Here is a 24,184-nt window from a genome sequence, read left to right as displayed (position 1 = left end):
CCCGCAGCCATGACCGCAACCGACGAGACCCTCCTGGACCTCCTCGTACACCGCATGACCTGGGAGGCCGACGGCGTCCTGTCCGTCGAACTGACCCACCCGGACGGCAAGCCCCTGCCCGCGTGGGAGCCCGGCGCACACCTCGATGTCCACGTGGGCGGGCAGGTCCGCCAGTACAGCCTGTGCTCGGACCCGCGCACCCCGACGTCGTACCGCATCGGTGTCCTCGACGAACCGTCGTCACGCGGGGGTTCGCGCTACGTGCACACGAAGCTGCGCCCCGGAGGGCGGGTCACGGTGTCGGCGCCGCGCAACCACTTCGCGCTTCAGGACGCCCCGGGCTACGTCTTCGTCGCGGGCGGCATCGGTGTGACGCCGATCCTCGCGATGGCCCGCGAGGCCGTGCGTCGGGGCGCCGCGTGGCGCATGGTGTACGGCGGTCGCAGCCGTGCGTCGATGGCGTTCGTCGACGAACTCACCGCGCTGGGCGGGGACCTGACGGTGGTGCCACAGGACGAGCAGGGCCACATCGACCTCGCGTCCGCTCTCGCCGGGCTGCCGGACGGGACGCTCGTCTACTGCTGCGGGCCCGAGCCGCTGCTCGCCGCCGTCGAGGCTCTCTGCCCGGCGGACCGGCTGCGCGTCGAGCGGTTCGCGGCCCCGGTCGTCGAGCGCTCCGCGGACGACGAGGGCTTCGAGGTCGAGTGCCGCACATCCGGGCTCACCCTCACGGTCGGCGCCGATATGTCGATCCTGGAGGCGGCGGAGGCGGCGGGCCTGGATGTGGCCAGCTCCTGCCGCGACGGGATCTGCGGGTCCTGCGAGACCCGGGTGCTCGACGGCACGCCCGACCACCGCGACTTCCTGCTCTCCGATGCCGAGCGGGCCGCCGGAGCCTCGATGATGATCTGCGTCTCGCGCTGCGCCTCCGGCCGCCTGGCCCTCGACCTGTAACCCCTTCCCTGGAGGCACGTGTGACCACCACCTGGCCGTACCTGGACGTCCACCAGTCCCGTACGCACGAACCCACCCCCTACGAGTACAAGCTGGCCGCCACCCTCGAAGAGGTCTTCACCAAGGACGGCCACGAACTCGCCGACGTCATCCGTGGGCTGAATGCCCGTCAGGTCCACGCCCCCGACGGCGCCCCGTGGACCGAGGACTCGTTCCGCGCCGAGATGCACCGACTGGGAGCGTGACCTGATGACCGCCACGACGACCGCTTCGGCAGCTTCCACCGCCGATCACATCTACGCGACGGGCCTGCGCAACCAGTGGCACCCCGTCGTACCGTCCTCGTTCGTCGCGCCCGGCGCCATGCGCAAGGTGACCGCGCTCGGCGAGCAGTGGCTCCTGTTCCGCCGCTCCGACGGCACGCTGTCCATGCTCGCGGACCGCTGCCCGCACCGCGGCGCGCCCCTGTCGCTCGGCAAACACCTCGGCGACCGGGTGGCGTGCTGGTACCACGGCGTCGAGGTCGAGGGGGACGGCACCGTCTCCTCGGTGCCCGGCCTGCCCGGCTGCAACCTGGAGGGCAAGAAGCTCGTCAGGTCGCTGCCCGTACGCGAGGTCGGCGGCGCGATCCTCGCCTGCTTCGGCGACGAACAGCACCCGGAAGCACCCGAGTTGACGCTCCCCGAGCCGCTCACCGACCCCGGCACCGACGCGATCCTGTGCTACGCGGAGTGGGAGGTGCCATGGCGCTACGCCGTCGAGAACCTCCTCGACCCGATGCACGGCGCGTTCCTGCACCACGACTCGCACACCATGTACGACGGTGACACCACCGCCAAGTTCCGCATCCGGGAGACCGACCGGGGCTACTTCTTCGAGAAGACCGACCAGCGGGGCGTCAACTTCGACTGGGTCGAGCTGTGCCACACCGGCATCGACTGGGTCGACCTGTCGATTCCGTACCCGCCGTCGGCCGGTCCGGGCGGCCCGTTCGGGATCGTCGGCATGGTCTGCCCGGTCGACGAGCAGCGCTGCGGTGTCTTCTTCTGGCGCTACCGCCGGGTCGAGGGCTGGCAGCGCGACACCTGGCGCTTCCTCTACAAGACCCTCATCGAGGAGCGCCACTGGGAGGTGCTCGAACAGGACCGCGTGATGCTGGAGGCCATGCCGGCGGACGCCGACCAGCGCGAGAACCTCTACCAGCACGACCTGGGCGTGGTGCGCCTGCGCCGCATGTACCGGGCGGCCGCGCAGGCCCAGGCGGGCGCCGCGGGCTGACGGCCGGGCGCGGTGCCGGTACGAGTACACCGGCACCGGCACCGCGCGCCGCCTCACTACCCACATAATGGGCCGATACATCGGAGGTATCGGCGCTCCAGACGGTGGCGCTCCGACCGAGGACAGGGAGGCCGCCATGGCCGTCACCGACGAGGCCATCGAGAAGATCAAAGGCATGATCGTCTCCGGCGCCCTGCGCCCGGGCGACCGCCTCCCGAAGGAGAGCGAACTCGCCGCCGACCTCGGTCTCTCCCGCAACTCCCTGCGCGAGGCCGTCCGTGCCCTGTCCCTCATCCGCATCCTCGACGTGCGGCAGGGCGACGGGACGTACGTCACGAGTCTCGACCCCCAACTCCTCCTCGAAGCCCTGAGTTTCGTGGTCGACTTCCACCGCGACGACACCGTCCTCGAATTCCTCGCGGTGCGCCGCATCCTGGAGCCGGCCGCGACGGCGATGGCCGCGACCCGGATCGACGAGTCACGGCTCGACGCGCTCGCGGCCCAGCTCGACGCGCTCGGGCCCGCGCCCTCGGTGGAGGAACTCGTCGCCTCCGACCTGGAGTTCCACCGCGGCATCGTGCAGAGCTCGGGCAACTCGGTCCTGTGCTCCCTCCTCGACGGCCTGTCCGGCCCGACGACCCGGGCCCGCGTCTGGCGTGGTCTGACGCAGGAGGACGCGGTCAGCCGGACCTTGCACGAACACCGGGCGATCCTGGCGGCGCTGCGCGACGGTGACGCGGAGGCGGCCCGGTCGTGGGCGACGGTGCACATCGCGAGCGTGGAGCAGTGGCTGCGCTCGACGCTCTGACACGGGTTCCGCTACGGGCGTGAAGTGGGAGTGCGAGGGCGGATCGTGGGGCAGTGATCCGGTCACTCCCCCGTACAAGGGGACTGCGGATGGTCCTCGCGGACGCCGTAAGGTGGGCAGGTACGCGATGGGGGTACCTCCCAGGCCATGAGGGCACTGGGGGAACGTCGGAAGGAGGCGCTGGGTGATCGAGCTCGAGGGGGTTCCCGAGCTGGTCGACCCGGTCATGGTGGCCGCGTTCGAAGGCTGGAACGATGCCGGTGACGCCGCCTCCGCCGCGGTCGCGCATCTCGACAAGGAGTGGAAGGGCGAGGTGTTCGCGGCGCTCGACGCCGAGGACTACTACGACTTCCAGGTCAACCGGCCGACGGTGTGGCTCGACGGCGGCGTGCGCAAGATCACCTGGCCGACGACCCGGCTCTCCGTGGTCAGGGTCGGCGGCGACAAGCCGCGCGACCTGGTCCTGGTCCGGGGCATCGAACCGTCGATGCGGTGGCGTTCGTTCTGCAACGAGCTGCTGGGGTTCGCGCACGAGCTGGGCGTCGAGCTGGTCGTCATCCTGGGCGCGCTGCTCGGCGACACCCCGCACACACGGCCCGTGCCGGTCAGCGGCGTCACGTCCGACGCGGACCTGGCGCGCACCATGGACCTGGAGGAGACCAAGTACGAGGGTCCGACGGGCATCGTCGGCATCCTCCAGGAGGCCTGCACGCACGCGGGCGTCCCCGCGGTCTCCCTGTGGGCGGCGGTGCCGCACTACGTGTCGCAGCCGCCGAACCCGAAGGCGACGCTGGCGCTGCTCAACCGGCTCGAGGACCTCATCGACCTGCGTATCCCGCTGGGCGAGCTGGCCGAGGACTCCCGGGCGTGGCAGCTGGGCGTGGACCAGCTGGCGGCGGAGGACAGCGAGGTCGCCGAGTACGTGCAGTCGCTGGAGGAGGCCCGGGACACCGCGGAGCTTCCCGAGGCGTCCGGCGAGGCGATCGCCCGTGAGTTCGAGCGCTATCTGCGGCGCAGGGACGGCGGCGGCCCTCCGGGCGGTCCGGCCGGCCACGCGACGGACGGTGACACGGCGCCGTACCTGCGGGACACCCCGAGCGAGCGCACCCGGCCGCCGCGGCCCCAGCGCCCCGATCCGGACAGGGACACCCCCGGCGGGACGGGGGACACGGACACGCCCTCGGACTCCGGGGACGATTCCTCCGAGGACTCGCCGGAGTAGGGCGGCGACGGCTCGGCAGGGGCGGTGCACACGCGGTGTGCACCGCCCTTTCGCCGTGCGACCGCCATGGCCCGGGGCAAAGCTGACCGCCCCCGAACTCCGTGGAGTACGGGGGCGGTTGAGGTTGTCCGTATCCCGGGGCCGGGCCCGGGACCCGGGTGTCTAGAGCGCCACTCCGAGCAGGGCGTCGACCGCGCGGGACACCACGCCGGGCGCCCCCTCGTCCGTACCGCCCTGCTCCGCCTGAAGGGCGGCCCAGCGGTCCACCGCGACGAGCGCGGACGGTGCGTCGAGGTCGTTCGACAGCGCCTCGCGGATCTCCTCGACGAGCGCCGCTGCGGACGGACCGTCGGGGCGGGAGACGGCGGCACGCCAGCGGCCCAGCCGCTCGACGGCGTCGCTCAGGACCTGGTCGGTCCACTCCCAGTCGGCCCGGTAGTGGTGCGCGAGGAGCGCGAGGCGGATCGCGGCCGGGTCGATCCCGGCGCGCCGCAGCTTCGAGACGAAGACGAGGTTGCCCTTGGACTTGGACATCTTCTCGCCGTCGAGCGCGACCATGCCGGCGTGGACGTACGCCTTGGCCATCGGGAACTCGCCGGTGAGCACCTGCGCGTGCGAGGCGCCCATCTCGTGGTGCGGAAAGGCCAGATCGGACCCTCCGCCCTGGACGTCGAAGCCCATGCCGAGGTGGTCGAGGGCGATGGCGACACATTCGATGTGCCAGCCGGGGCGCCCCTGGCCCAGCGAGCCGCCGTCCCAGCTGGGCTCGCCCTCGCGGGCGGCCATCCACAGCATCGGGTCGAGCGGGTTCTTCTTGCCCGGGCGGTCCGGGTCGCCGCCGCGCTCGGCGGACAGCAGCCGCATCGCCGCGGCGTCCAGGCGGGAGACCTGGCCGAAGTGGGGGTCGGACTCGACGGAGAAGTAGACGTCACCCTCGAGCTCGTAGGCGGCGCCCATGTCCCGGAGCCGTTCGACGAGCGGCACGATGCCGGGTATCGCCTCGACGGCTCCGATGTAGTGCTGCGGCGGCAGCATCCGCAGGGCGGTCATGTCCTCGCGGAAGAGGGCGGTCTCGCGCTCCGCGAGTCCGGTCCAGTCGACGCCGTCACGGATCGCGCGCTCCAGCAGCGGATCGTCGACGTCCGTCACGTTCTGGACGTAATGAACCTGCCGCTTGGTGTCGAGCCACACGCGCTGAACGAGGTCGAACGCGTTGTAGGTCGCCGCGTGACCCATATGGGTCGCGTCGTACGGGGTGATCCCGCAGACGTAGATACGGGCGACGGGACCGGGCTCGAGGGTGACGAGTCCATCGGTCGCGGTGTCGTGGATCCTCAGGTCGCGGCCCTTGCCAGGCAGGACGGGGACCTCAGAAGCGGGCCAGGCATGCATGCCATGAGCCTAACCGGACGGAGCTTCCGCATACGAACCGGACCGGGTCCGATGGCCGGGAAGGCCCTCTTGCGGTCCGCCGGGGCACTGTGTCAGGCCTCGACGGTGGCACGGATGGATCCCGAGAGTCCGAAGTGGCGGATGCCGTGCAGCAGATGGGCTCTGAGCCCCGTCACGAAGTATGTCCACCCCTGTGTCTGCCCGACGGCCCGCGCGGCGCCCTCCAGGCCCTCGCCCATGGGCTGCTCGGTGATCGTGAGCAGCGTGGCCGCGCCGTCGTCGGCCCTCTCCAGCTCGATCGTCACGTCTCCCCCGGGCCAGCTCCACGAGATCAGCCGGTCCGTCTCCACGGGCCCGACCTCGACATCGAACGTGGCGTCGACATGGCCGAAACGCCAGGTCACCGTGGTGCCGGGGATCAGCGGGGCGGATGCGTCCGCCGTGAAGAAGCTGGACAGCGCCTCCGGACTCACGATGGAGTTGAACACGTCCTTCACGGGCCGGTCGATCCGGTCCTCCACGATCAGTTTCACGGCGTGGCCTCCGTTCCGGGATCCCCTGAGGGGTCTCTTCGAACGTAGCCGCAGCCACTGACATGCGCCCCCGGACAGCGCGGACCGGTGGGCTCAGAAGGAAGGCAGGCCCAGAAGGAGGGCAGGCCCGGGAAGGCAGACTCAAAAGGGCAGGATCAGACCGGTGGCCACGGAATGGCGGGCCACTCCCCGCTCGGCTCCCGATGCTTCCCGCTCGCGAGCAGCGCGTGGACCCGTGCGCGTACGGCGTCCAGCTCGGCCTCGGTGATCAGCTCGGCGAGCCGCAGCGCGAGGGGTTCCCCGGCCCCCAGGGCGCCCGTGAGCGCCTTCAGGGCCTCGGTCGCCTCCCCGGTCAGCGGCTCCCCCGCCCAGCCCCACAGGAGCGTGCGCAGCTTGTCCTCGGTGTTGAAGGAGACGCCGTGGTCGATGCCGAACAGGCGCCCTTCGGCGTCGACGAGGAGGTGGCCGCCCTTGCGGTCGCCGTTGTTGATCACCGCGTCGAGCACGGCGAGGCGCCGCAGCCGTACGTCGTCGGAGTGCACGAGCAGCGCGGTGCGCCCCTCGCCGACCTCCGCGAACCCGACGGCCTTCCAGCCGTCGCCCGGCTCCTCGCCCTCCACGAGAGCGAGCAGCTCACCGCCCTCGGAGGGCTCCTCGGGCTGGTCGATCCACAGCTGGCACATGCCTTCGCCGTACGGCCCGTCGCGCAGGACGGTCGGCGGTACGAGGCGCCAGCCGAGGGCCTCGGACACCTCGTAGGCGGCGACCTCGCGCCGGGCGAGATTGCCGTCGGGGAAGTCCCACAGGGGACGCTCGCCGGCGACGGGCTTGTACACGCAGGACGCCTCGCGGCCCTCGTGGGTGACGGTGCACAGGAGCACGGCGTTCGACGCCTCGCGGATGCGCCCCTGGACCGCCAGCTCGCCCCTGGTGAGGAGGTCCGTGTCCGAGACGGTCACGCTCCTCGCCGGTATCCGTTCTGACGCGGGCATACGTGTCCCTCCGGGTCGAGCGGCAGACTGCACAGGGGGCACGGCGGACGCCCTGCGTTCACGACGTCCAGGGCGCGCTTGGCGAACGCGCGCGCCTGTACGCCGGTGAGCCGGACCCGCAGCATCGGGGGGCCGTTCTCCTCGTCCTGGAGCAGCCGTTCCTCGGCCTCCGCCATGTCCTCGTCGGAGTCCGCGTCGAGCTCGACGAGCGCCTGCGCCTCGACGATCATCCGCTCCTCGTCGCCGTCCCAGGCCAGTGCCATGGTGCCGACCCGGAACTCCTCGTCGACGGGCGACTCCAGGGGCGCGGTGTCGTGGATCTCCGTGGGCACGACGGCGGGCACGGGCGCGTTCCCGCCGCTGCGGCGCACGACCTCGTCGAGGAGCTCGTCCATGCGCTCGGCCAGCGCGGCGACCTGGGTCTTCTCCAGGGCCACGCTCGTCACACGGGCGCCGTCCGAGGCCTGGAGGAAGAAGGTGCGGCGCCCGGGGAGCCCGACCGTGCCGGCCACGAAGCGCTCCGGGGGGTCGTAGAGGAACACCTGACGGGACACGTCCTGTCTCCATTGGAATCGACTGCTGGGACCCGACCGCTTGATCGGGCGCGGCAACAACTGCAGTTACTGCGACGGCTTCACCCTACTGCGGCGGACGATCACGGGGCGCCCGCACCGCCCCCGACCGGTGCGTCCCCCTCGGCCGGCTTCTCGCGCCGGGCGAGCGACGCGAAGTCGCCGGTGTCGCCGAGGCGTACGAGATAGGGGCGGAGCCGGGTGTAACGGATCGCGGTGATGGAGCAGGGCTCCACGGAGATGCGCTGGAAGAGGTCCAGATGAAGCCCTATGGCGTCCGCGACGAGCGACTTGATGATGTCGCCGTGCGAGCACATCAGATAGGTGGCGTCGGGGCCGTGGTCGCGCTCCACGCGCGCGTTCCACTCGCGTACGGCCTCCGCGGCCCGGTGCTGCATGGCCCGCATGGACTCGCCGCCGGGAAACGCGGCGGCCGACGGGTGCTGCTGCACGACCTCCATCAGCGGGTCGTCGACGAGCTCGGCGAGCTTGCGGCCCGACCAGTCGCCGTAGTCGCACTCGCCGATGCGGTCCTCGGTGTGCGGGGTGAGTTCCGGGCGGGCGGCGAGGAGCGGGGCCAGGGTCTCCTGACAGCGCTGGAGGGGGCTGGTGACGACCTCGGCGAGGGGTACCGCGGCCAGCCGCCCCGGGAGCGCGGCGGCCTGCGCGGCGCCGCGCTCGTCGAGGGACACACCGGGGGTCCACCCGGCGAGCAGGCCCGCGGTGTTGGCGGTGGAGCGTCCGTGCCGGACGAGAATCAGCGTGGGCATGCGGGCCAGCCTAGGCGGTGTCCGAACGTTTCCCGCGGCGTCCCGGGGACCGGCACTCCTTGCTCGACGGGGAACTTTCCGGTACCCCCGCCTCGCGACATGCGGCCCCGCCTCCCCCTGGGAAGAATACGAAGCGTGATCGTCGACTGCGGCATCTATCGCGACGGGCGCAGGACCGAGGGGCCCGCGGACTTCTCCCACGCGCTCGCCGAGGCCAGGGCCGCGGGCCGCTCCTTCGTCTGGATCGGCCTGCACGAGCCGGCGGAGGACGAGTTCGCGCGGGTCAGCGAGGCGTTCGGGCTGCATCCGCTGGCCGTCGAGGACGCGCTCAATGCGCATCAGCGGCCGAAGCTGGAGGTGTACGACGACTCGGTGTTCGTGGTGCTCAAGCCGGTCGTGTACGAGCCGGACAGCGACAAGGTCTCCTCCGGGGAGGTCATGCTCTTCATGGGCGACTCCTTCGTGGTCACCGTCCGGCACGGAGAGGGCGCGCCCCTGAAGGCCGTACGCAAGCGGCTCGAAGGCGATCCCGACGTGCTGCGGCACGGCCCCACCGCGGTCCTGTACTCGATCGCCGACGCGACGGTCGACCACTACCTGGAGGTCGCGACCGAGCTCCAGACCGACATGGAGGAGCTGGAGGCGGAGGTGTTCTCGCCGGAGGGGGGCGGCTCGCGCAACACGGCGTCCAGGATCTACACGTTCAAGCGTCAGATCCTGGAGTTCCGCAGGGCCACGGGCCCGCTGTTGCTCCCGCTCGCACGGCTCTCCGGAACCGGCCAGTACGTGGGGTCGGTGCCCTTCGTGAACGACTCGGCGCGGCCGTTCTTCCGCGACGTCAGCGACCACCTCCTGCGCGTCAACGAGTCGGTGGACGCCCTCGACCGGCTCGTCTCGGACATCCTGGCGGCGCATCTTGCGCAGATGGGCGTGCGGCAGAACGACGACATGCGCAAGATCTCGGCGTACGCCGCCATGGTCGCGGTCCCGACGCTGATCGCGGGTGTCTACGGCATGAACTTCGACCACATGCCGGAGCTCCACTGGACGTGGTCGTATCCGCTGGTGATCCTCCTGATGCTCGCCCTGGAGCTGCTGCTGTTCCGGACGTTCAAGCGGCGCGGCTGGCTGTAGCGCGCACGTCCCGCGGGCACCTACGCGAACTCGACCGCGCTCGTCGGGGGTCCGCCCAGCGCGTTGCGCCGCTCCGGCATCTCCAGGGACACCATCCGCCGCCAGCCGATCAGGCGCTCGTACGCGTACATGGCGTGGATACCCGCCGCGAGCAGGGCCGCCTTGGGCTTCGGCCAGCGCAGGATGTGCCCCATGTGATCCATCACGGCGAGGCTGACGTCGCGGTAGACGCGGATCTCCTCCAGGGCGCACTCGCGCAGGATGCGCTGGATGTCGCGGCCGTGGCCCGCGTAGGCGAAGCGCAGCAGCTCCTCGTGGCAGTACGCGAGGTGGTTGTCCTCGTCGGCCGAGATCATCCTGACCGCGCGGCCGATGTCGGGGTCGTCCCCGAAGTGCTTGCGCAGCAGGTCCATCTGCTCGGAGGCCCGCTGCTCGGTGACCCGGCTGTGGGCGAGATAGGTGACGACGTCGCGCACGGTGAGCGGTTCGTCGGCCTTGAGCTGCTGGTGGGCGAGGCCGATGCCGTGCCTCTCCAGGAGCATCGTGTAGTCGGTCTCCGGCGGTACGTCCACGGGTTGCAGGCCGCGCTTCCTCATCAGCGCGTCGAAGATCCGCCCGTGCTTGTCCTCGTCGGCACCGTGCCGCGCCACCTTCGGCGCGAGGTCCCGTTCGCTGAGGGGAACGAGCGCGGCGATACGGCCGTTCTCCCAGCCTCCCTGGGACTCCCCGCTCGCCGCGATAGAGCAGAAGAGCCGGAAGGACTCGTCGTCGTCGAGGATCTCCTGGAACAGGCTCTTGGCCGACAGCATCTCTGGCACCTCCGTGCGCGCCGCGCGTTCCGTGCATGGTTCCGCCGGAACGAGTCAAATACGGCATGCCGGACCGGGCAACAGCTGCATGGGGCCACTCGGCCGAAGGAAGGACCCCGGGAGGGGGTCCTCGGGCGTAACCAGGTGCCCGGTGAGGCGTTGTTACCCGTGACGGCCGTGGCGGGGAAGACCCCCGAGCCCCCACCACGGCCGCAGAACTTTCCTCCCCCGCGTTACGCCAGTCCGGCCCGCTCCAGGGCCTCGGTGCCGGCCCGCAGGGCCGCGATCCGCTCGTCGAGCGTGAAGCCGGCGGGTGCCAGCGTCAGCGTCGTCACCCCGGCCGCCGCGTAGGCCTGCATCCGCTCGGCGATCCGCTCCACGGAGCCGAGCAGCGTCGTCGAGTCGATCAGCTGGTGCGGCACCGCGGCCCCCGCACCCTCCTTGTCGCCGCCCAGGTACTTGTCCTGGATCTCGGCGGCTTCCTTCTCGTAGCCCATGCGCTGGGCGAGCTGGTTGTAGAAGTTCTGCTTCCGGCTGCCCATGCCGCCGACGTACAGAGCGGTGTACGGCCGGAACATGTCGGCGAGCGCGGGCACGTCCTTGTCGGCGCCGAGCGCGAGGGGCAGCGTCGGGACGACGTCGAAGCCCTCCAGCGTCTTGCCGGCCTTCTCGCGCCCCGCCCGCAGGTGCGTCAGGGCGGTCTCCTCCAGGTGCTCGGCGGCCGGGAAGATCAGCAGGGCGCCGTCGGCGATCTCGCCGGTCTGCTCCAGGTTCTTCGGGCCGATCGCCGCGATGTAGAGCGGGATGTGCTCGCGCTCGGGGTGCACGGTCAGCTTGAGCGGCTTGCCCGGGCCGCCCGGCAGCGGCAGCGTCCAGTGCTCGCCCTCGTACGACAGCCGCTCGCGGCTCATCGCGCGGCGCACGATGTCGACGTACTCGCGGGTGCGGGCGAGCGGCTTGTCGAACTTCACGCCGTACCAGCCCTCGGAGACCTGCGGACCCGAGACGCCGAGGCCGAGGCGGAAGCGGCCGCCGGACAGGGAGTCGAGGGTCGCGGCCGTCATCGCGGTCATCGCGGGCTGGCGGGCGGGGATCTGCATGATCGCGGAGCCGATGTCGATGCGCTCCGTCTGCGCGGCGACGTAGGAGAGCACCGTGGGCGCGTCCGAGCCGTAGGCCTCCGCGGCCCAGCAGACTGCATAGCCGAGCTTGTCGGCCTCCCGCGCGACAGCCAGGTTGTCCGCGTCCATTCCGGCGCCCCAGTAGCCGAGGTTGATGCCGAGCTCCATGGCCGATCCCCTTACTGCTCAGTAACGTCCTTTGTCCGGGCACCCTAGCGCGACGGTTCGGCGGTCGGCGCAGGCCGGTTGTCCACAGGCCCCCAATAACCGACTTCCGGCCAGTAATCTCAGCGCCCATGGAGCAGAGGCATCTCGGCCGCACCGGCCTGCGCGTGTCCCGGATCGGGCTCGGCACCCTCACCTGGGGCCGCGACACCGACGAGCACGACGCCGCGGACCTGTTGAAGACCTTCTGGGAAGCGGGCGGCACGCTCGTCGACACGGCCGATGTCTATGGGGGCGGGGAGGCCGAGTATCTCCTCGGGCAGCTCGTCGGGGGTCTCGTGCCGCGGCGCGATCTGGTCATCTCGACGAAGGCGGGCAGCGTGCCCGACCCGGACCGCCGCTTCGACGGCTCTCGCGGCCATCTCCTCGCCGCCCTCGACGCGTCCCTCGCCCGCCTCGGCACGGACTACGTCGACCTGTGGCAGGTCCACGCATTCGATACGGCCACCCCGCTCGACGAGACGCTCCAGGCACTCGACATCGCCGTGAGCAGCGGCCGCGCCCGGTACGCGGGCGTGTCCAACTTCTGCGGCTGGCAGCTGGCCAAGGCCGGCACCTGGCAGCTCGCCGCACCGGGTATACGCACCCGGCTCGCCAGTACGCAGATGGAGTACTCGCTGCTCCAGCGCGGGGTCGAACGGGAAGTGCTGCCGGCCGCGCTCGACCTCGGCATCGGCCTGCTCCCGTCGTCACCGCTGGGCCGCGGGGTGCTCACGGGCAAGTACCGCAAGGCCACGCCGGCCGAACCTCCGGGCGCGTCCGACCACATGGCGCCCTTCGTCGCGCCGTACCTCGACGACGCAGCGACCCGCATCGTCGACGCGGTCACCACGGCGGCGGACGGCCTCGCGGTGACGCCGCTCCAGGTCGCTCTCGCATGGGTCCGCGACCGGCCGGGCGTGGCCGCCCCCATCATCGGCGCGCGCAACGCGCAGCAGCTCACGGCGGCATTGTCAGTGGAGGCCCTTAGTCTTCCTGACGAGATCTGCCAGGCGCTCGACGATGTGTCGGCGCCCGTGCACCGATATCCCGATCAGGACTGGAGCACGCTGTGAGTACGGAGCCCGCTGCCGCGGAGGGCCACCCGGGCCCGGCCGACACCGACGCGCCCCGCGCCGGGCAGGGCGCGGAGGCCACCGGCCCCGAGGAAACCGGCCCCGAGGAAGGGGCCGGCGCCCCTGATGCGGCTGAGACGGACGACGGAGGCGATGCGGGATCCGACGCCGGTGCCCCCGCCGCGGAGACCGCCGCCGAGGGTGAAGGCGTGTCCGAGGCCGCTGCCGAGATCGCCGCGCAGCGTGAGTTGCAGGAGCGGATCGCCCAGCGGAAGGCGGCCAAGGAAGGGCCCATCGCGGCCGGAGGGAAGCTGAGCGGAACTGCCGCCGATCTCCTCGCCGCGGTCCGGGCCGTCGAGAGCGGCGAGCGGCCCGCCACCGTGTTCAGCGAGCCGGCGCCGGCTCCCCGCAAGGTCGTCGCCGAGCCCGTCCGCCGTGCGCCGGCCGCCGCGCCCGCGGGGCCTGCCGAACCGGCCACGGAGGCCGTCGACGCCGTGCGGGCCGTCCTGGCCGAGGGCGGCGCCCCCGTCTCGCTCGCCGCTCCCGCCGCCGCGACGCTCGGCGAGGGCGCGGACGGCGCGCTCCGGGACGACCCCTGGCAGCTGCTGCGGATCCCGGGTGTGCGCCCCGAGCAGGCGGACGGCTTCGCCCGCGCGCTGCTCGGCGCCGAGTGCGGCCCCGACGACGAGCGCAGGGGCCGTGCCGTGACCGTATGGCTGCTGGAACAGGCCGCGGTAGCGGGACACACCGCCCTGGACGCGCCGCTGCTCGCTCAGGCGCTGGGCAAGCGCGCCGTGCCCGATCCGGACGAGGCGGTGCAGAGCGCCATCGCGGAGGGCGACGTGCTCGTCTTCCAGGACGCGCTGGAAGAGCCGCCCGGGGGTCCGGCGAGCGCCCCGAAGACCGCCGCGGAGGACGAGGCCGAGGACGGCTCGGAGGACGGTGCGGAAGCCGAGCGGCCGGTCCGGGTGCTCGTCGGCCTCGAGCGCTACGCGCTGGCCGAGGAGAGCCTCGCCGACGGGCTCGCCCGGCTGGTCAACTCCCTCTCCAAGGAAGACAGTTCACAGTCCCTCGCGGACTGGGAGCCTGCCGCGGCGGCCGCGTCCGGTTCCACCGCCGAGCTGATCAGGGCGGCCGCCGGACACGGCCTCGTCCTGCACACGGGCGCCGAGGCGGCCCGCGCCGAACCCGCCGCACTCGTCCAGGCCGCGGCCCGCCTCGGGCTGCGCGTGTGCGCCGCGGCGCACACCGCCGACGGGCGGCGCCGCCTCGCCGAGCACTTCGGCCCCGGCGCCCCGCAGGGCACGGCGGTCACCGTGTCCGGACTGCTGTCCGGCGCAGAGGGCCCGGGCCGGGACCGGGACGGCGCGCTCGCGGTGGACCTCCTGGTCGTCCTGGACGCGCCACAGCTGGACGTGGAGACGGCCGCGATGCTCGCCGAGTCGCTCCCGGACGGCGCGCGGCTCGTCCTCAGCGGCGACCCGTCCGTCCTGTGGTCCGCGGGCCCCGGCCGGGTCTTCGCGGACCTCCTCGCGGCCCGCGTGTGCCCTCAGATCGCCTCCCGCACCCCGGACCCCGGCCCGGTCGGCGAGCTGGTCTCCGGCATCGGCGTGGGCGAGCTGAACCAGGTGGAGGCCCCCGGCAAGGAGGTGGTGATCGTGCCGGTGCGCGACGCCGCCGAGGCGATCCACCGTGCCGTACAGCTGGTCGCCGACTCGGTGCCGCGCGCGATCGGTGTGCCGTCCGAACAGACCCAGGTGATCACCCCGGGCCACGGGGGCGCCGCCGGGACGCGCGCGCTGAACGCGGCCCTCAAGGAGCGCCTCAACCCCGGCCCCGGCCGCTTCGCCGGCTTCGACCCGGACGACCGGGTCGCGTACGTACCGACGCCCGGACGCACCGTGCCCGGCCGGGTCGTGCGGGCCGACGCCGAGGGCCTGCACCTGGACTGCGCGGGGACCCCGGTCGTCGTACCGCAGGACGCGGTGGAGCGGACCGTGCGGCACGGGTGGGCGCTGACCGCGCACCAGGCGGTGGGGCTGCGGTGGCCCGCGGCGGTGGTCGTACTGCCGGGCGACGCGGCGCAGGCCCTGAGCCGCCCGTGGGTGTACACGGCGTTCGGCCGCGGTGAACGGCACCTCTCGGTGGTGCACGGCGCTGACGCGGCCCTGCCGCGCGCCGTGGCCGAGGTCCCGGCCAAGCCGCGTACGACGCGTCTGCAGACCCTGCTGCGCGCGCAGGTCCCTACGGCGCAGTAGGCGCACAACGGCAAGCGGGAGGGGTGGGCGGACCGAAGTCCGCCCACCCCTCCCGCTCACTCGCTCACACCGTCACCGGCCCGCGGGTGCGGACCGCGTCAGGTCGGTTCCAGCTCGTCCTCCGTCGCGCCCGCGACCGAGCCGGGCCCGTCGTCCGCGAGGTCGCCGTCCAGCTCGTCGTCGAAGACGGAGCTCACGTCGAAGCGGCAGACGACCCGCTGCGGATCGGCCTGGTCGAACGGCGCGTCCAGCCACTCCCCCGGCTCAGCCGGTTCGTCCGAGGCCGTCACCCACAGTGTGGAGTCGCCCTCCTCCAGGCCGAACTCCTTGTGCCGGGAGGCGATTTCGTCGGGTTCGAACTCCCCGAAGAGAACGCCGAGAGCAGCGTGCACGCTGTTCCCGATGGACCCGACGGCCGCCGCGGCCCCGTCGACGAGGTCCGAGTCGGCCTCCACGTCGGCGACCCGCTGGGCCTGCGCGAGCAGCCGCTGCGGCTCCACGACGGCGTAGTCGCGGCGGATGAGCACGCTCAGGGCGTTCGGTTCCTCGGGGCCGGTGTACGGGGGCAGCGAGTCCTCCGTACCGGGAATCTCGAAGGGGGTGACCTCGTCGTAGCGGTCGTAGAGGAGTTCGTCGTACTCCTCGGCCGCGGCGGCCAGTTCGTTGAACGCTTCGTAGACGGCCGGATCGTCCTCACCCGACCTGCGCTCGACAGCCGCCAGGTGGCGGTCGAGCGCAGCCTTGACCGCCTCGGCGGCGGCGCGTACCTCGGCAGCGGTGGGCTGCGCAGCATCAGACATAGTGCAGACGCTATCCGTACACGGCCCGTGCCCGCACAATAGATGCGATGCCGGAATACGAATTTGTCGACGTGTACGTCCCGCGCGGGGTCTCCCGCAAGGACGCCACACGCCTGCTGACCGACCATGCCGAGTACGGACACTGGGAGTTGGACCGCCTGAGCCTGTTGCGCGACGGCAGCCGCAGAGTGCGGTTGCGCCGGCGGATCATCCGCCAGCTGCGCGCCACGTGGTGAGTGAGCGGAGCGGACCCCGCCGCTGCTGGGCCCGCTCCGTTCCGCACCCGCTCAGTCACGCCGTGTCACACGGCGGTCACGCGCCTGCCCGCGCCCGCCGGTAGAGGAGCGCGCCCGCGAGCAGGGCGCCCGCACCGGCCGGCAGGACCGTGCCCAGCGGCATCGAGCTGCCGGTCTCGGCGAGCTGGTCCGAACCCTTGGGCTGGGTGACGGTCTGCGTCCCCGGGTGGTTCGGGGTGACGGGGTGGCTCGGCTTCGACGGCGTGACGGGGTGGTGGGGCGTGCCCGGCACGTTCTTCGTCGGCGGCTTGGTCGGCGGGGTCGTCGGGGTCGTCGGCTCGTCGCCTCCCGGCGAGTTCGCGCAGTCGTTGCCCCCCGCGGGGTTGAGCAGCCCGATGACCGAGACGCTGTTGCCGCAGGCGTTGACCGGCACGTGGACCGGGACCTGCACATGGTTGCCGGAGCCGACACCGGGCGAATCGCTCGTGCCCCCCTCGGCCGTGGCGCCGCCGCCGTGGTGGTGGCTTCCACCGGGGTGGCCGCCCCCTCGCGGCTTCGACGTGTTGGCGCAGTCGTTGCCCGACGCGGGGTTGAGCAACCCGACGACGTTCACTGTGTTGCCGCACGCGTTGACCGGGATGTCCACGGGGAGCTGGATCGTGTTGCCGGAAAGGAGGCCGGGCGATCCCGACGAGCCCCCCTCGGCACCGGAGTCTGCGTGTGCGTAGCCACCGGACACGGCGAGAACGCCGGTCGCGGCCGCCACGGTGATCAGGCCTTTACGCGTGACCTGTCGCATAGCTTTAACCTGCCTTATGCCTTGCGGAATGCGCACGGGCATCCATACGCGTGCGCGGAATGCCCAAGCGGCCCCGGAGCGCATGGCGCGCACTCCGAGGCCGATGGACTCAGGCCCTCAAGGGGCGATGCACAACGACGTCACTTGTTGACGCAGGCGTTGCCGAAGGCGGGGTTCAGCAGCCCGATCACGGACACCGTGTTGCCACAGGCGTTCACCGGGACGTGGACCGGAACCTGGATGACGTTGCCCGAGACGACACCGGGAGACTTCACGGCGGCACCCTGAGCCCCGGCGTCGGCAGCGGCGATGCCCGCACCAGCGAGCACGAGACCACCCGTGGCAGCCGCAGCAGCGACGACCTTCTTGATCATTATTCCTCCTTGTTGGCAATGCAGTCCCAGCCGCGGACTGCACCCCCTGTAACGAGGAGGGACTGATGAGGCTACGAGCCTATGTTTCCTTTCACCCTTCTCAGTCCGGTCGTACGGGCGGCCGAATATCCGGCGGCGCGGGCCCGTCGGGTCAGGACGCGTCGATGAACCGGTCGAGCACACGCACACCGAACTTGAGCCCGTCGACCGGCACCCGCTCGTCAACGCCGTGGAACATGCCCGCGAAGTCCAGCTCCGGCGGCAGCTTCAGCGGAGCGAAGCCGAACCCGCGGATGCCGAGGTCGTCGAAGGACTTGGCGTCGGTGCCGGCAGAGAGCATGTACGGCACCGCGCGGGCGATCGGGTCCTCGGCCTGGAGCGCCGTCTGCATGGCGTCGACGAGCGCGCCGTCGAAGGTGGTCTCCAGGGCCTTGTCCGCGTGCACGTCCTCGCGCCGGACGTTCGGGCCGAGGATGCGGTCGAGGTCGGCGAGGAACTCCTCCTCGTAGCCCGGCAGATAGCGGCCGTCGACGTGCGCGGTGGCCTGCCCGGGGATCACGTTCACCTTGTAGCCGGCGCCGAGCTGGGTCGGGTTGGCGGTGTTCTGCAGCGAGGCGCCGATCAGCTTGGCGATGCCGCCGAGCTTGGCGAGCGTCTCGTCCATGTTCTCCGGGTCGAGCTCGGTGCCGAGCGCGTCGCCGAGCTCGTCGAGGAAGTGCCGCAGCGTCTTGGTGACGCGCACCGGGAACTTGTGGCGCCCCAGGCGACCGACGGCCTCGGACAGCTCGGTGATCGCGTTGTCCCTGTGGATCATCGAACCGTGGCCGGCCGTGCCGTCCACGGTCAGCTTCATCCAGTGCATGCCCTTCTGGGCCGTCTCGACGAGGTAGAGCCGCAGCTTCTCGTTGACGGTGAAGGAGAACCCGCCGACCTCGCTGATCGCCTCCGTGCACCCCTCGAAGAGGTCCGGGTGCTTGTCGACGAGGTGCCGCGCGCCGTACGTGCCGCCCGCCTCCTCGTCGGCGAGGAAGGCCAGGACGATGTCGCGCGGGGGCTTGCGGCCGCTGCGCAGCCGGTCACGGACGACCGCGAGGGTCATCGCGTCCATGTCCTTCATGTCGACGGCGCCGCGGCCCCAGACGCACCCGTCGGCGATCTCGCCGGAGAACGGGTGGTGGGTCCAGTCCGCCGCGTTGGCCGGTACGACGTCGGTGTGGCCGTGGATCAGGAGCGCGGGCCGCGAGGGGTCCTCGCCCTGGATGCGGGCGACCGTCGAGGCCCGGCCCGGGTGCGACTCGAAGATCTGGGGCTCGAGGCCCACCTCGGCGAGCTTCTCCGCCACGTACTCGGCGGCCTTGCGCTCGCCGGGGCCCGAGTGGTCGCCGTAGTTGCTGGTGTCGATCTGGATCAGCTCACGACAGAGGTCGACGACCTCGTCCTCGCCCGAGACCGTCCTGCCCGTGCTCGACTCGCTCACGCCTGTTCCTCCCACTGTCGTTGCTGGTGGTCCCCCTCATCCTCTCTCTCCGGGCGCCGCGGCCCAAGGGCGGGCGGGGGTCGTCATCCGCCGTTCACAGCGGAGGGGTGGCGGGATCTGGCACCCCTTCGGGCCTGGTAATGTTCTCTCTGTCGCCGCGGGGAACACCCCGCGAAGACAGACACCTTGTCCGGGTGGCGGAATGGCAGACGCGCTAGCTTGAGGTGCTAGTGCCCTTTATCGGGCGTGGGGGTTCAAGTCCCCCCTCGGACACCAGCTAAGACCCCAGTTCACCTGGGGTCTTTTGCGTTTGGGGAACTCTCGCGGCCCCTCTCCCCGTCAGGCGGTCGAAGAGCAGCGGGCGGGCCGCGCGCAGGGCCGTGGTGATCGCTCCGAGAAGCACCGCGTCCGCTCCTGTCCTGCTGGCTTCGACGCGGGGGCGCAGCGGGGTGAGGCGGTGCAGGGTCCCGCCGACCGTGGCGAGCAGAAGGTCCGCGCCCCGGCCGACGCCGCCGCCGAGGACCACCAGATCGGGGTCGAGGACGGCGGTCACGGAAGCGACGGCGAGGGCGAGGCGCTCGCCTTCCTGGCGTACGGCGGCGAGCGCGGCGGTGTCGCCTGTGCGGGCCGCGTCGAAGACGCGCTTGGCGGTGAGCGGGCCGGTCATGCCCAGGGCGCGGGCGGCGCGCACGACGGCGTCGGCGGAGACCGCGTCCTCCAGCATCCCGCGCCGGGGTGCCGCCCCCGACGCCGGTACGCCGTCCAGCGGCAGGAAGCCGATCTCGCCCGCGGCGCCGTGTGCGCCGAGGAAGAGTTCGCCGTCGGCGACGACGCCCATGCCGAGGCCGGTGCCGATCAGGACGTAGACGAAGAGGTGGCTGTCGGCGCCCGCGCCGAAGGTGTATTCGCCGAGCGCGGCGAGGTTGGCGTCGTTGTGGACGGAGAGCGGGGTGCCGAGGCGGTCGCGCATGCGCTCGACGAGGCCGGGGCGGCCCCAGCCGGGCAGGTTGACGGCGTAGCTGACCCGGCCGGTGTGGCGGTCGAAGACTCCGGGGGTGCCCACGGCGGTGTGCACGATGTCGGCCTGGCTCAGCCCGGCGTCCGCGAGGGCCTGTTCGGCGCAGGTGACAGCGGCGTCGGCGACCGCTCCCGCGCTGCGGCCGCGGTTGCGTACCTCCGTACGGGAGACGACCGCGCCCGTCAGATCGGCCACCGCCGTGCGCAGGCGGGCGCGGCCGATGTCGATGCCGAGGACGTGTCCGGCGCGCGGGTCGGGTTCGTAGAGGACGGCGACGCGTCCCCGGCTCTGGGCGTGGGTGCCGGCCTCGCGGACCAGGCCGGCACGTTCCAGGGCCGCGAGGGCGGAGGAGACCGTGGGCTTGGACAGGCCGCTGTCGCGGGCGAGTTGGGCGCGGGAGGCGGGGCCTTCCAGGCGCAGACGTTCGAGGAGCAGCCATTCGTTGTTGCTGCGCAGGCGCTGCCGGTTCCACGGGGGTGTCGTCATGCGGCCGGTCCGGGGGCCGTGACGTGGCATGCGGCCGTGTGGCCCTCGTCGACGGTCTGGAGGCGTGGGGTGACCCGGTGGCAGATGTCGGTGGCGAGCGGGCAGCGGGTGCGGAAGCGACAGCTGGGGGTGGGGTCGATGACGACGGGCGGGTCGCTCTTGGCTGCGGCCGCGTCGACGTCCAGGGGGGCGCGCGGGTCGGGGACGGCGGACAGGAGCAGCTGGGTGTAGGGGTGTCGGGGCTGGGCCAGGACGTCCTCGGTGGGGCCGGTCTCGACGACATGACCGCCGTACATGACGGCGATCCGGTCGGAGAGATAGCGGGCGCCGGCGATGTCGTGGGTGATGTAGAGGATGGAGACGCCCTCGGTCTCGCGCAGGTCGGCCATGACGTTGAGCAGGCCGATGCGGATGGAGACGTCGAGCATGGAGACGGGTTCGTCGGCGAGGATCAGCTTGGGGCGGTGGGCGAGGGCCTGGGCGAAGCCGATGCGCTGGCGCTGGCCGCCGGAGAGTTCGTACGGGAAGCGGGACAGGACCTCGGCTGCCGGGGTGAGGCCGACCGCCTCGACGACCCGCTCGGCCTCCGCCTGGCGCTCGGCGCCGCTCAGTTCGGGGCGGTGCAGCTTGAGGCCGCGCAGGATGCCGTGGGAGACGCGGTAGGCGGGGTTGAGGGAGGCGAAGGGGTCCTGGAAGACCATGGGGACGTCGCCGCGGTAGGCGAGCTTCGCCTTGCGGCCGCGCTGGGCGGTCAGCGGCTTTCCCTCGTACCGGATTTCGCCGCTGGTGGGCTTGTGGACCTGGGCCACGAGGCGGGCGAGCGTGGACTTGCCGCTGCCGCTCTCGCCGACGAGGGCGACGATCTCGCGTGCGCCGATGGTGAGGTCGACGTCGTCGACGGCGTGCAGGACGCGGCGGGTGAGGCCGGTACCGACCTTGAAGTGGCGGGTGAGGCCGATCGTTTCGAGCAGCGGGCTCATGAGACGGCCTCCGTGAGGTGCAGCAGGCAGCGGGAGCGGGCCGCGCCGACTTCGTACAGGGCGGGCTCGGTGTCGTGGCACTGCTCGTGGACGAGGGGGCAGCGCGGGTTGAAGCGGCAGCCCGCGGGCGGTGCGGCGAGGTCGGGCGGGCTGCCGGGGATGCCCTTCAGGGGGACGCGGGGGCCTCGGATCGAGGGGAACGCTTCGAGGAGCCCGCGGCTGTAGGGGTGGGAGGGGTGGTCGAAGACGGTGCGGGTGGGGCCCTGCTCGACGACCTGGCCCGCGTACATGACAAGGAGCTGGTCGGAGAAGTGGCTGACGAGGGACATGTCGTGGGTGACGAACACAACGGCGAAGCCGAGGAGTTGCTGGAGTTCCTTGATCTGGACCATGAGGGAGCGCTGGGCGACGACGTCGAGCGCCGAGGTCGGTTCGTCCATGATGACCAGGTCCGGCGTGAGCAGCAGGGCCATGGCGATCATGGCGCGCTGGCGCATGCCGCCGGACAGCTGGTGCGGGTAGCTGTGCAGATGGACGGGGTCGATACCGACGAGGTCGAGGACCTCGACGGAGCGGGCGCGGATCTCCTCGTTCGTGTGGGTCCCGTGGGCGGCCATGGCGTCCTTGTACTGGGCGGCGAGGGTGGCCACCGGGTTCAGGGCGTTCATGGCGGACTGCAGCACGACGGAGTAGTCGCGCCAGCGCAGGGCGTTGAGTTCGCGTTCGCCGAGAGTGACGAGGTTCTCGCCGCGGAAGCGGACGGTGCCGCCGGCGATGCGGGCGGGCGGGTTGAGCAGCTGGGCGACGGCGAACATCAAGGTGGACTTGCCGCAGCCGGATTCACCGACGACGGCGGTGAACTGCCCCTTTTCCACCGTGAGTCCGACGTGGTCGACGGCTGCGACGGGGCCGCGCGCGGTGTCGTAGACGACGGTCAGGTCGGTGACACTCAGCAGGGGTTCAGGCACCTTTGCGCCTCCTTCGTACGGGACGCAGGGCCGGGTTGCCGATCTCGTCGAAGGCGTAGTTGACGAGGGCGAACGCGACGCCGAGCAGGGCGACGCAGAGGCCGGGCGCGAGGGACCACAGGGGGGTGCCGGTCTGCAGGGCCTGCTGGTTCTGGGCCCAGTAGAGCATCGTGCCCCAGCTCTGCGAGTTCGGGTCGCCGAGGCCGAGGAACTGCAGGCCGGCCGCGCTCAGCACCGAATAGAGGGCGGCGCCGAGGAAGTTGGCGACGATCAGGGACGTCATCGTCGGCAGGACTTCGAAGACGATGATGTACGAGCGTCGCTCGCCGCGCACCCGGGCCGATTCCAGGAAGTCCCGGTTGCGCAGCGACAGTGCCTGGGCGCGCAGTTGGTTGGCGCCGTAGGACCAGCCGGTGAGGACGAGGACGGCGAGGATCACGGTGAGCGAGCCCTTGCCGGCGTACTTGGCGAGGATGATCACGAGCGGGAACGCCGGGATGACGAGGACGACGTTCGTGAGCAGCGAGAGGAGGTCGTCGGCGATGCCGCCGAGGTACGCGGCGGAGACGCCGACGATCACGGACAGGACGGTGGCGAGCGCGCCGGCCACGACGGCGATGACGAGTGATTCCCGTGTGCCGTAGACGAGTTGGGAGTAGATGTCCTGGCCGAGCGCCGTCGTGCCGAGGAGATGGGCCGTGGACGGGTCGAGGCGCGGGGCGAAGTTCGCCTCGTCGGGACGGTCGACGGAGGTGAACAGGCCCGGGAACGCGGCGACGACGGTGAAGATCAGCAGGATCACCGCACCGGCCATGGCCTTGCGGTTGCCGCGGACCGCGCTCCACAGGCCGCCTCCCGCCCGGGTGCGGGCGGAGGCCTTCTCGGGCGGTGGGGCGGTGATGGCGGTGGTGGTCATCGGGCCCTCACCCCTTCGCCCTGGCTCGTGGATCGAGCCACACGGTCGCGATGTCCACGGCCAGCAGCGCCACCAGCACCGCGACGGTGAACAGCATGAACAGGGCCTGCATCAGCGGGTAGTCGACGTTCTGGACGGCGTTGTAGAGGAGGTAGCCGATCCCGGGGTAGTTGAAGACGTACTCGATGAGGATCGCGCCCGAGATGACGAAGCCGAGCGACATGGCGAAGCCGGACAGGTTGGGCAGGATCGCGTTGCGGGCCGCGTAGCCGTACATGATGCGGCGGGAGCCGAGGCCCTTCGCGCGGGCCATCCGGACGTAGTCCTCGGCCAGGGTCGTGATCATGTTGTTGCGCATGGTGAGGATCCAGCCGCCGATCGTGGTGATGAGCAGCGTCGCCGCCGGGAGTACGGCGTGGGAGAGCACACTGGCGACGAAGCCCGGGGAGAAGCCGGGCACGATCGTGGTGTCGTAGTTGAAGTTGGCGGGGAGCCAGCCGCCGGTGCCCTGCGAGAAGACCAGGATCAGCAGCAGGCCCACCCAGAAGTACGGCAGCGCCGACGTGATGACGAAGATCGGCGGGAGGATCGCGTCGAGGGCGCCGCCGCGGCGCCAGCCCGAGACCGTGCCGATGAGTGTGCCGAGCACGAAGGCGAGGACCGTGGTGATGCCGACGAGGCCGAGGGTCCAGGGCAGGGCGCCGCCGATCAGCTTGGTGACCGGCTCGCCCAGCGTCTGGCCGATGGAGCGGCCCCAGTTGCCGGTGAACATGTGGCCCAGATAGTCGAAGTACTGAACCGCCACGTTCTGGTCGGGCTTGAAGCCGAACGACGTCAGCATCTGTTCGAGCGCGTCCCGGGAGACCCTGCCGCGGGTGCGCACGGTGAGCGCGTCGACCGGGTCGCCCGGCATGAAGCGCGGGATGAAGAAGTTCAGGGTGAGGGCCGCCCAGAGCGTGAGGAGGAAGAACCCCAGGCGGCGCAGGATGAAGCGCACAGGCCACCGC

General features: G+C 71.7%; 25 protein-coding genes and 1 tRNA gene. 10 read left to right on the top strand and 16 right to left on the bottom strand.

Features of this window, described 5'->3' with window-relative positions; translation table 11 throughout:
* Positions 1-9 precede the first annotated feature (9 nt).
* The 5 genes from ACZ67T_RS14350 to ACZ67T_RS14330 all read left to right on the top strand — a co-directional run bounded on the left by ACZ67T_RS14350 (position 10) and on the right by ACZ67T_RS14330 (position 4,262).
* Entirely contained in the window at positions 10-954 is a 945-nt protein-coding gene (locus tag ACZ67T_RS14350) for a PDR/VanB family oxidoreductase (RefSeq protein ID WP_469984031.1), read from the top strand.
* A 20-nt stretch (positions 955-974) separates the two neighbouring features.
* A complete protein-coding gene (locus ACZ67T_RS14345; RefSeq protein ID WP_100599058.1) occupies positions 975-1,199 on the top strand; it encodes a recombinase-like helix-turn-helix domain-containing protein in 225 nt (74 codons plus the stop codon).
* Between the two features lie 4 nt (positions 1,200-1,203).
* Positions 1,204-2,232 carry a Rieske 2Fe-2S domain-containing protein gene (locus ACZ67T_RS14340; protein WP_469984030.1) on the top strand — a complete coding sequence of 343 codons (1,029 nt, stop codon included), beginning with the start codon at positions 1,204-1,206 and terminating at the stop codon, positions 2,230-2,232.
* 136 nt (positions 2,233-2,368) lie between these two features.
* Positions 2,369-3,040 carry a FadR/GntR family transcriptional regulator gene (locus ACZ67T_RS14335; RefSeq protein ID WP_469984029.1) on the top strand — a complete coding sequence of 224 codons (672 nt, stop codon included), beginning with the start codon at positions 2,369-2,371 and terminating at the stop codon, positions 3,038-3,040.
* 184 nt (positions 3,041-3,224) lie between these two features.
* Positions 3,225-4,262 (top strand): PAC2 family protein, encoded by a 1,038-nt coding sequence (locus ACZ67T_RS14330; RefSeq protein WP_469984028.1) that lies wholly within the window; start codon positions 3,225-3,227, stop codon positions 4,260-4,262.
* Between the two features lie 162 nt (positions 4,263-4,424).
* Here ACZ67T_RS14330 and mshC read toward each other — a convergent pair whose 3' ends face one another.
* The 5 genes from mshC to ACZ67T_RS14305 form a co-directional block, all read right to left on the bottom strand.
* On the bottom strand, positions 4,425-5,654 hold the full coding sequence (mshC, locus tag ACZ67T_RS14325; protein WP_469984026.1) for a cysteine--1-D-myo-inosityl 2-amino-2-deoxy-alpha-D-glucopyranoside ligase: 1,230 nt from the start codon (positions 5,652-5,654) through the stop codon (positions 4,425-4,427).
* A 92-nt stretch (positions 5,655-5,746) separates the two neighbouring features.
* Positions 5,747-6,187, bottom strand: coding sequence for an SRPBCC domain-containing protein (locus ACZ67T_RS14320; protein ID WP_469984025.1), 441 nt, complete (start codon positions 6,185-6,187; stop codon positions 5,747-5,749).
* Positions 6,188-6,342: 155 nt separating this feature from the next.
* Positions 6,343-7,179 carry an SCO1664 family protein gene (locus ACZ67T_RS14315; protein WP_469984023.1) on the bottom strand — a complete coding sequence of 279 codons (837 nt, stop codon included), beginning with the start codon at positions 7,177-7,179 and terminating at the stop codon, positions 6,343-6,345.
* Entirely contained in the window at positions 7,143-7,733 is a 591-nt protein-coding gene (locus tag ACZ67T_RS14310) for a DUF3090 domain-containing protein (protein ID WP_469984021.1), read from the bottom strand. Before ACZ67T_RS14310 ends, ACZ67T_RS14315 begins: the two co-directional genes overlap by 37 nt.
* Positions 7,734-7,834: 101 nt before the next feature.
* Entirely contained in the window at positions 7,835-8,521 is a 687-nt protein-coding gene (locus ACZ67T_RS14305; protein ID WP_469984020.1) for a histidine phosphatase family protein, read from the bottom strand.
* 135 nt (positions 8,522-8,656) lie between these two features.
* Here ACZ67T_RS14305 and corA point away from each other — a divergent pair, with 135 nt between their 5' ends.
* The gene (gene corA, locus ACZ67T_RS14300) at positions 8,657-9,655 is read left to right on the top strand and encodes a magnesium/cobalt transporter CorA (protein WP_469984019.1); all 999 of its coding nucleotides are present in this window, start codon (positions 8,657-8,659) and stop codon (positions 9,653-9,655) included.
* Between the two features lie 20 nt (positions 9,656-9,675).
* Here the strand turns inward: corA and ACZ67T_RS14295 are convergent, their stop codons facing one another.
* Entirely contained in the window at positions 9,676-10,464 is a 789-nt protein-coding gene (locus ACZ67T_RS14295; protein WP_469984017.1) for a ferritin-like domain-containing protein, read from the bottom strand.
* 233 nt (positions 10,465-10,697) lie between these two features.
* Complete coding sequence (locus ACZ67T_RS14290) at positions 10,698-11,753, bottom strand: LLM class F420-dependent oxidoreductase (protein WP_356289381.1); 1,056 nt, start codon at positions 11,751-11,753, stop codon at positions 10,698-10,700.
* Between the two features lie 128 nt (positions 11,754-11,881).
* On the opposite strand from ACZ67T_RS14290, the gene ACZ67T_RS14285 reads away from it, so the two are divergent.
* Together ACZ67T_RS14285 and ACZ67T_RS14280 are read left to right on the top strand one after the other, a co-directional pair.
* Entirely contained in the window at positions 11,882-12,865 is a 984-nt protein-coding gene (locus tag ACZ67T_RS14285; RefSeq protein WP_469984014.1) for an aldo/keto reductase, read from the top strand.
* Positions 12,862-15,123, top strand: a complete 2,262-nt coding sequence (locus ACZ67T_RS14280; protein WP_469984011.1) for a helix-hairpin-helix domain-containing protein — start codon at positions 12,862-12,864, stop codon at positions 15,121-15,123. Before ACZ67T_RS14285 ends, ACZ67T_RS14280 begins: the two co-directional genes overlap by 4 nt.
* A 98-nt stretch (positions 15,124-15,221) precedes the next feature.
* Here the strand turns inward: ACZ67T_RS14280 and ACZ67T_RS14275 are convergent, their stop codons facing one another.
* Positions 15,222-15,923, bottom strand: coding sequence for a hypothetical protein (locus tag ACZ67T_RS14275; protein WP_469984009.1), 702 nt, complete (start codon positions 15,921-15,923; stop codon positions 15,222-15,224).
* Between the two features lie 47 nt (positions 15,924-15,970).
* Here ACZ67T_RS14275 and ACZ67T_RS14270 point away from each other — a divergent pair, with 47 nt between their 5' ends.
* Positions 15,971-16,159, top strand: a complete 189-nt coding sequence (locus ACZ67T_RS14270; protein ID WP_067429589.1) for a DUF5703 family protein — start codon at positions 15,971-15,973, stop codon at positions 16,157-16,159.
* 76 nt (positions 16,160-16,235) lie between these two features.
* Here the strand turns inward: ACZ67T_RS14270 and ACZ67T_RS14265 are convergent, their stop codons facing one another.
* The 3 genes from ACZ67T_RS14265 to ACZ67T_RS14255 all read right to left on the bottom strand — a co-directional run bounded on the left by ACZ67T_RS14265 (position 16,236) and on the right by ACZ67T_RS14255 (position 18,809).
* Complete coding sequence (locus ACZ67T_RS14265) at positions 16,236-16,958, bottom strand: chaplin (protein WP_469984008.1); 723 nt, start codon at positions 16,956-16,958, stop codon at positions 16,236-16,238.
* 140 nt (positions 16,959-17,098) lie between these two features.
* Positions 17,099-17,332, bottom strand: coding sequence for a chaplin ChpH (gene chpH, locus ACZ67T_RS14260; protein ID WP_469984007.1), 234 nt, complete (start codon positions 17,330-17,332; stop codon positions 17,099-17,101).
* Positions 17,333-17,483: 151 nt separating this feature from the next.
* Entirely contained in the window at positions 17,484-18,809 is a 1,326-nt protein-coding gene (locus tag ACZ67T_RS14255) for a M20/M25/M40 family metallo-hydrolase (protein WP_469984006.1), read from the bottom strand.
* 188 nt (positions 18,810-18,997) lie between these two features.
* Between ACZ67T_RS14255 and ACZ67T_RS14250 the strand changes: the two genes are divergently transcribed.
* Positions 18,998-19,085: transfer RNA gene (locus tag ACZ67T_RS14250), tRNA-Leu, on the top strand.
* Position 19,086: 1 nt separating this feature from the next.
* On the opposite strand, the gene ACZ67T_RS14245 is transcribed toward ACZ67T_RS14250, so the two are convergent.
* From ACZ67T_RS14245 to ACZ67T_RS14225, 5 genes are read right to left on the bottom strand one after another with little or no spacing between them, the layout of a single operon-like run.
* Positions 19,087-20,313: an ROK family transcriptional regulator gene (locus ACZ67T_RS14245; protein WP_469984005.1), complete on the bottom strand. Its 1,227-nt coding sequence runs from the start codon at positions 20,311-20,313 to the stop codon at positions 19,087-19,089.
* Positions 20,310-21,293, bottom strand: coding sequence for an ABC transporter ATP-binding protein (locus ACZ67T_RS14240; protein ID WP_469984003.1), 984 nt, complete (start codon positions 21,291-21,293; stop codon positions 20,310-20,312). Before ACZ67T_RS14240 ends, ACZ67T_RS14245 begins: the two co-directional genes overlap by 4 nt.
* Positions 21,290-22,261 carry an ABC transporter ATP-binding protein gene (locus ACZ67T_RS14235; RefSeq protein WP_469984001.1) on the bottom strand — a complete coding sequence of 324 codons (972 nt, stop codon included), beginning with the start codon at positions 22,259-22,261 and terminating at the stop codon, positions 21,290-21,292. Before ACZ67T_RS14235 ends, ACZ67T_RS14240 begins: the two co-directional genes overlap by 4 nt.
* Entirely contained in the window at positions 22,254-23,177 is a 924-nt protein-coding gene (locus tag ACZ67T_RS14230; protein WP_469983999.1) for an ABC transporter permease, read from the bottom strand. Before ACZ67T_RS14230 ends, ACZ67T_RS14235 begins: the two co-directional genes overlap by 8 nt.
* Positions 23,178-23,184: 7 nt before the next feature.
* Positions 23,185-24,174, bottom strand: a complete 990-nt coding sequence (locus ACZ67T_RS14225) for an ABC transporter permease (protein ID WP_469983997.1) — start codon at positions 24,172-24,174, stop codon at positions 23,185-23,187.
* Between the last annotated feature and the right edge of the window lie 10 nt (positions 24,175-24,184).

It is taken from the genome of Streptomyces sp. NPDC107517, from assembly GCF_055582645.1.
This window is presented reverse-complemented; position numbering and strand designations above follow the sequence as displayed.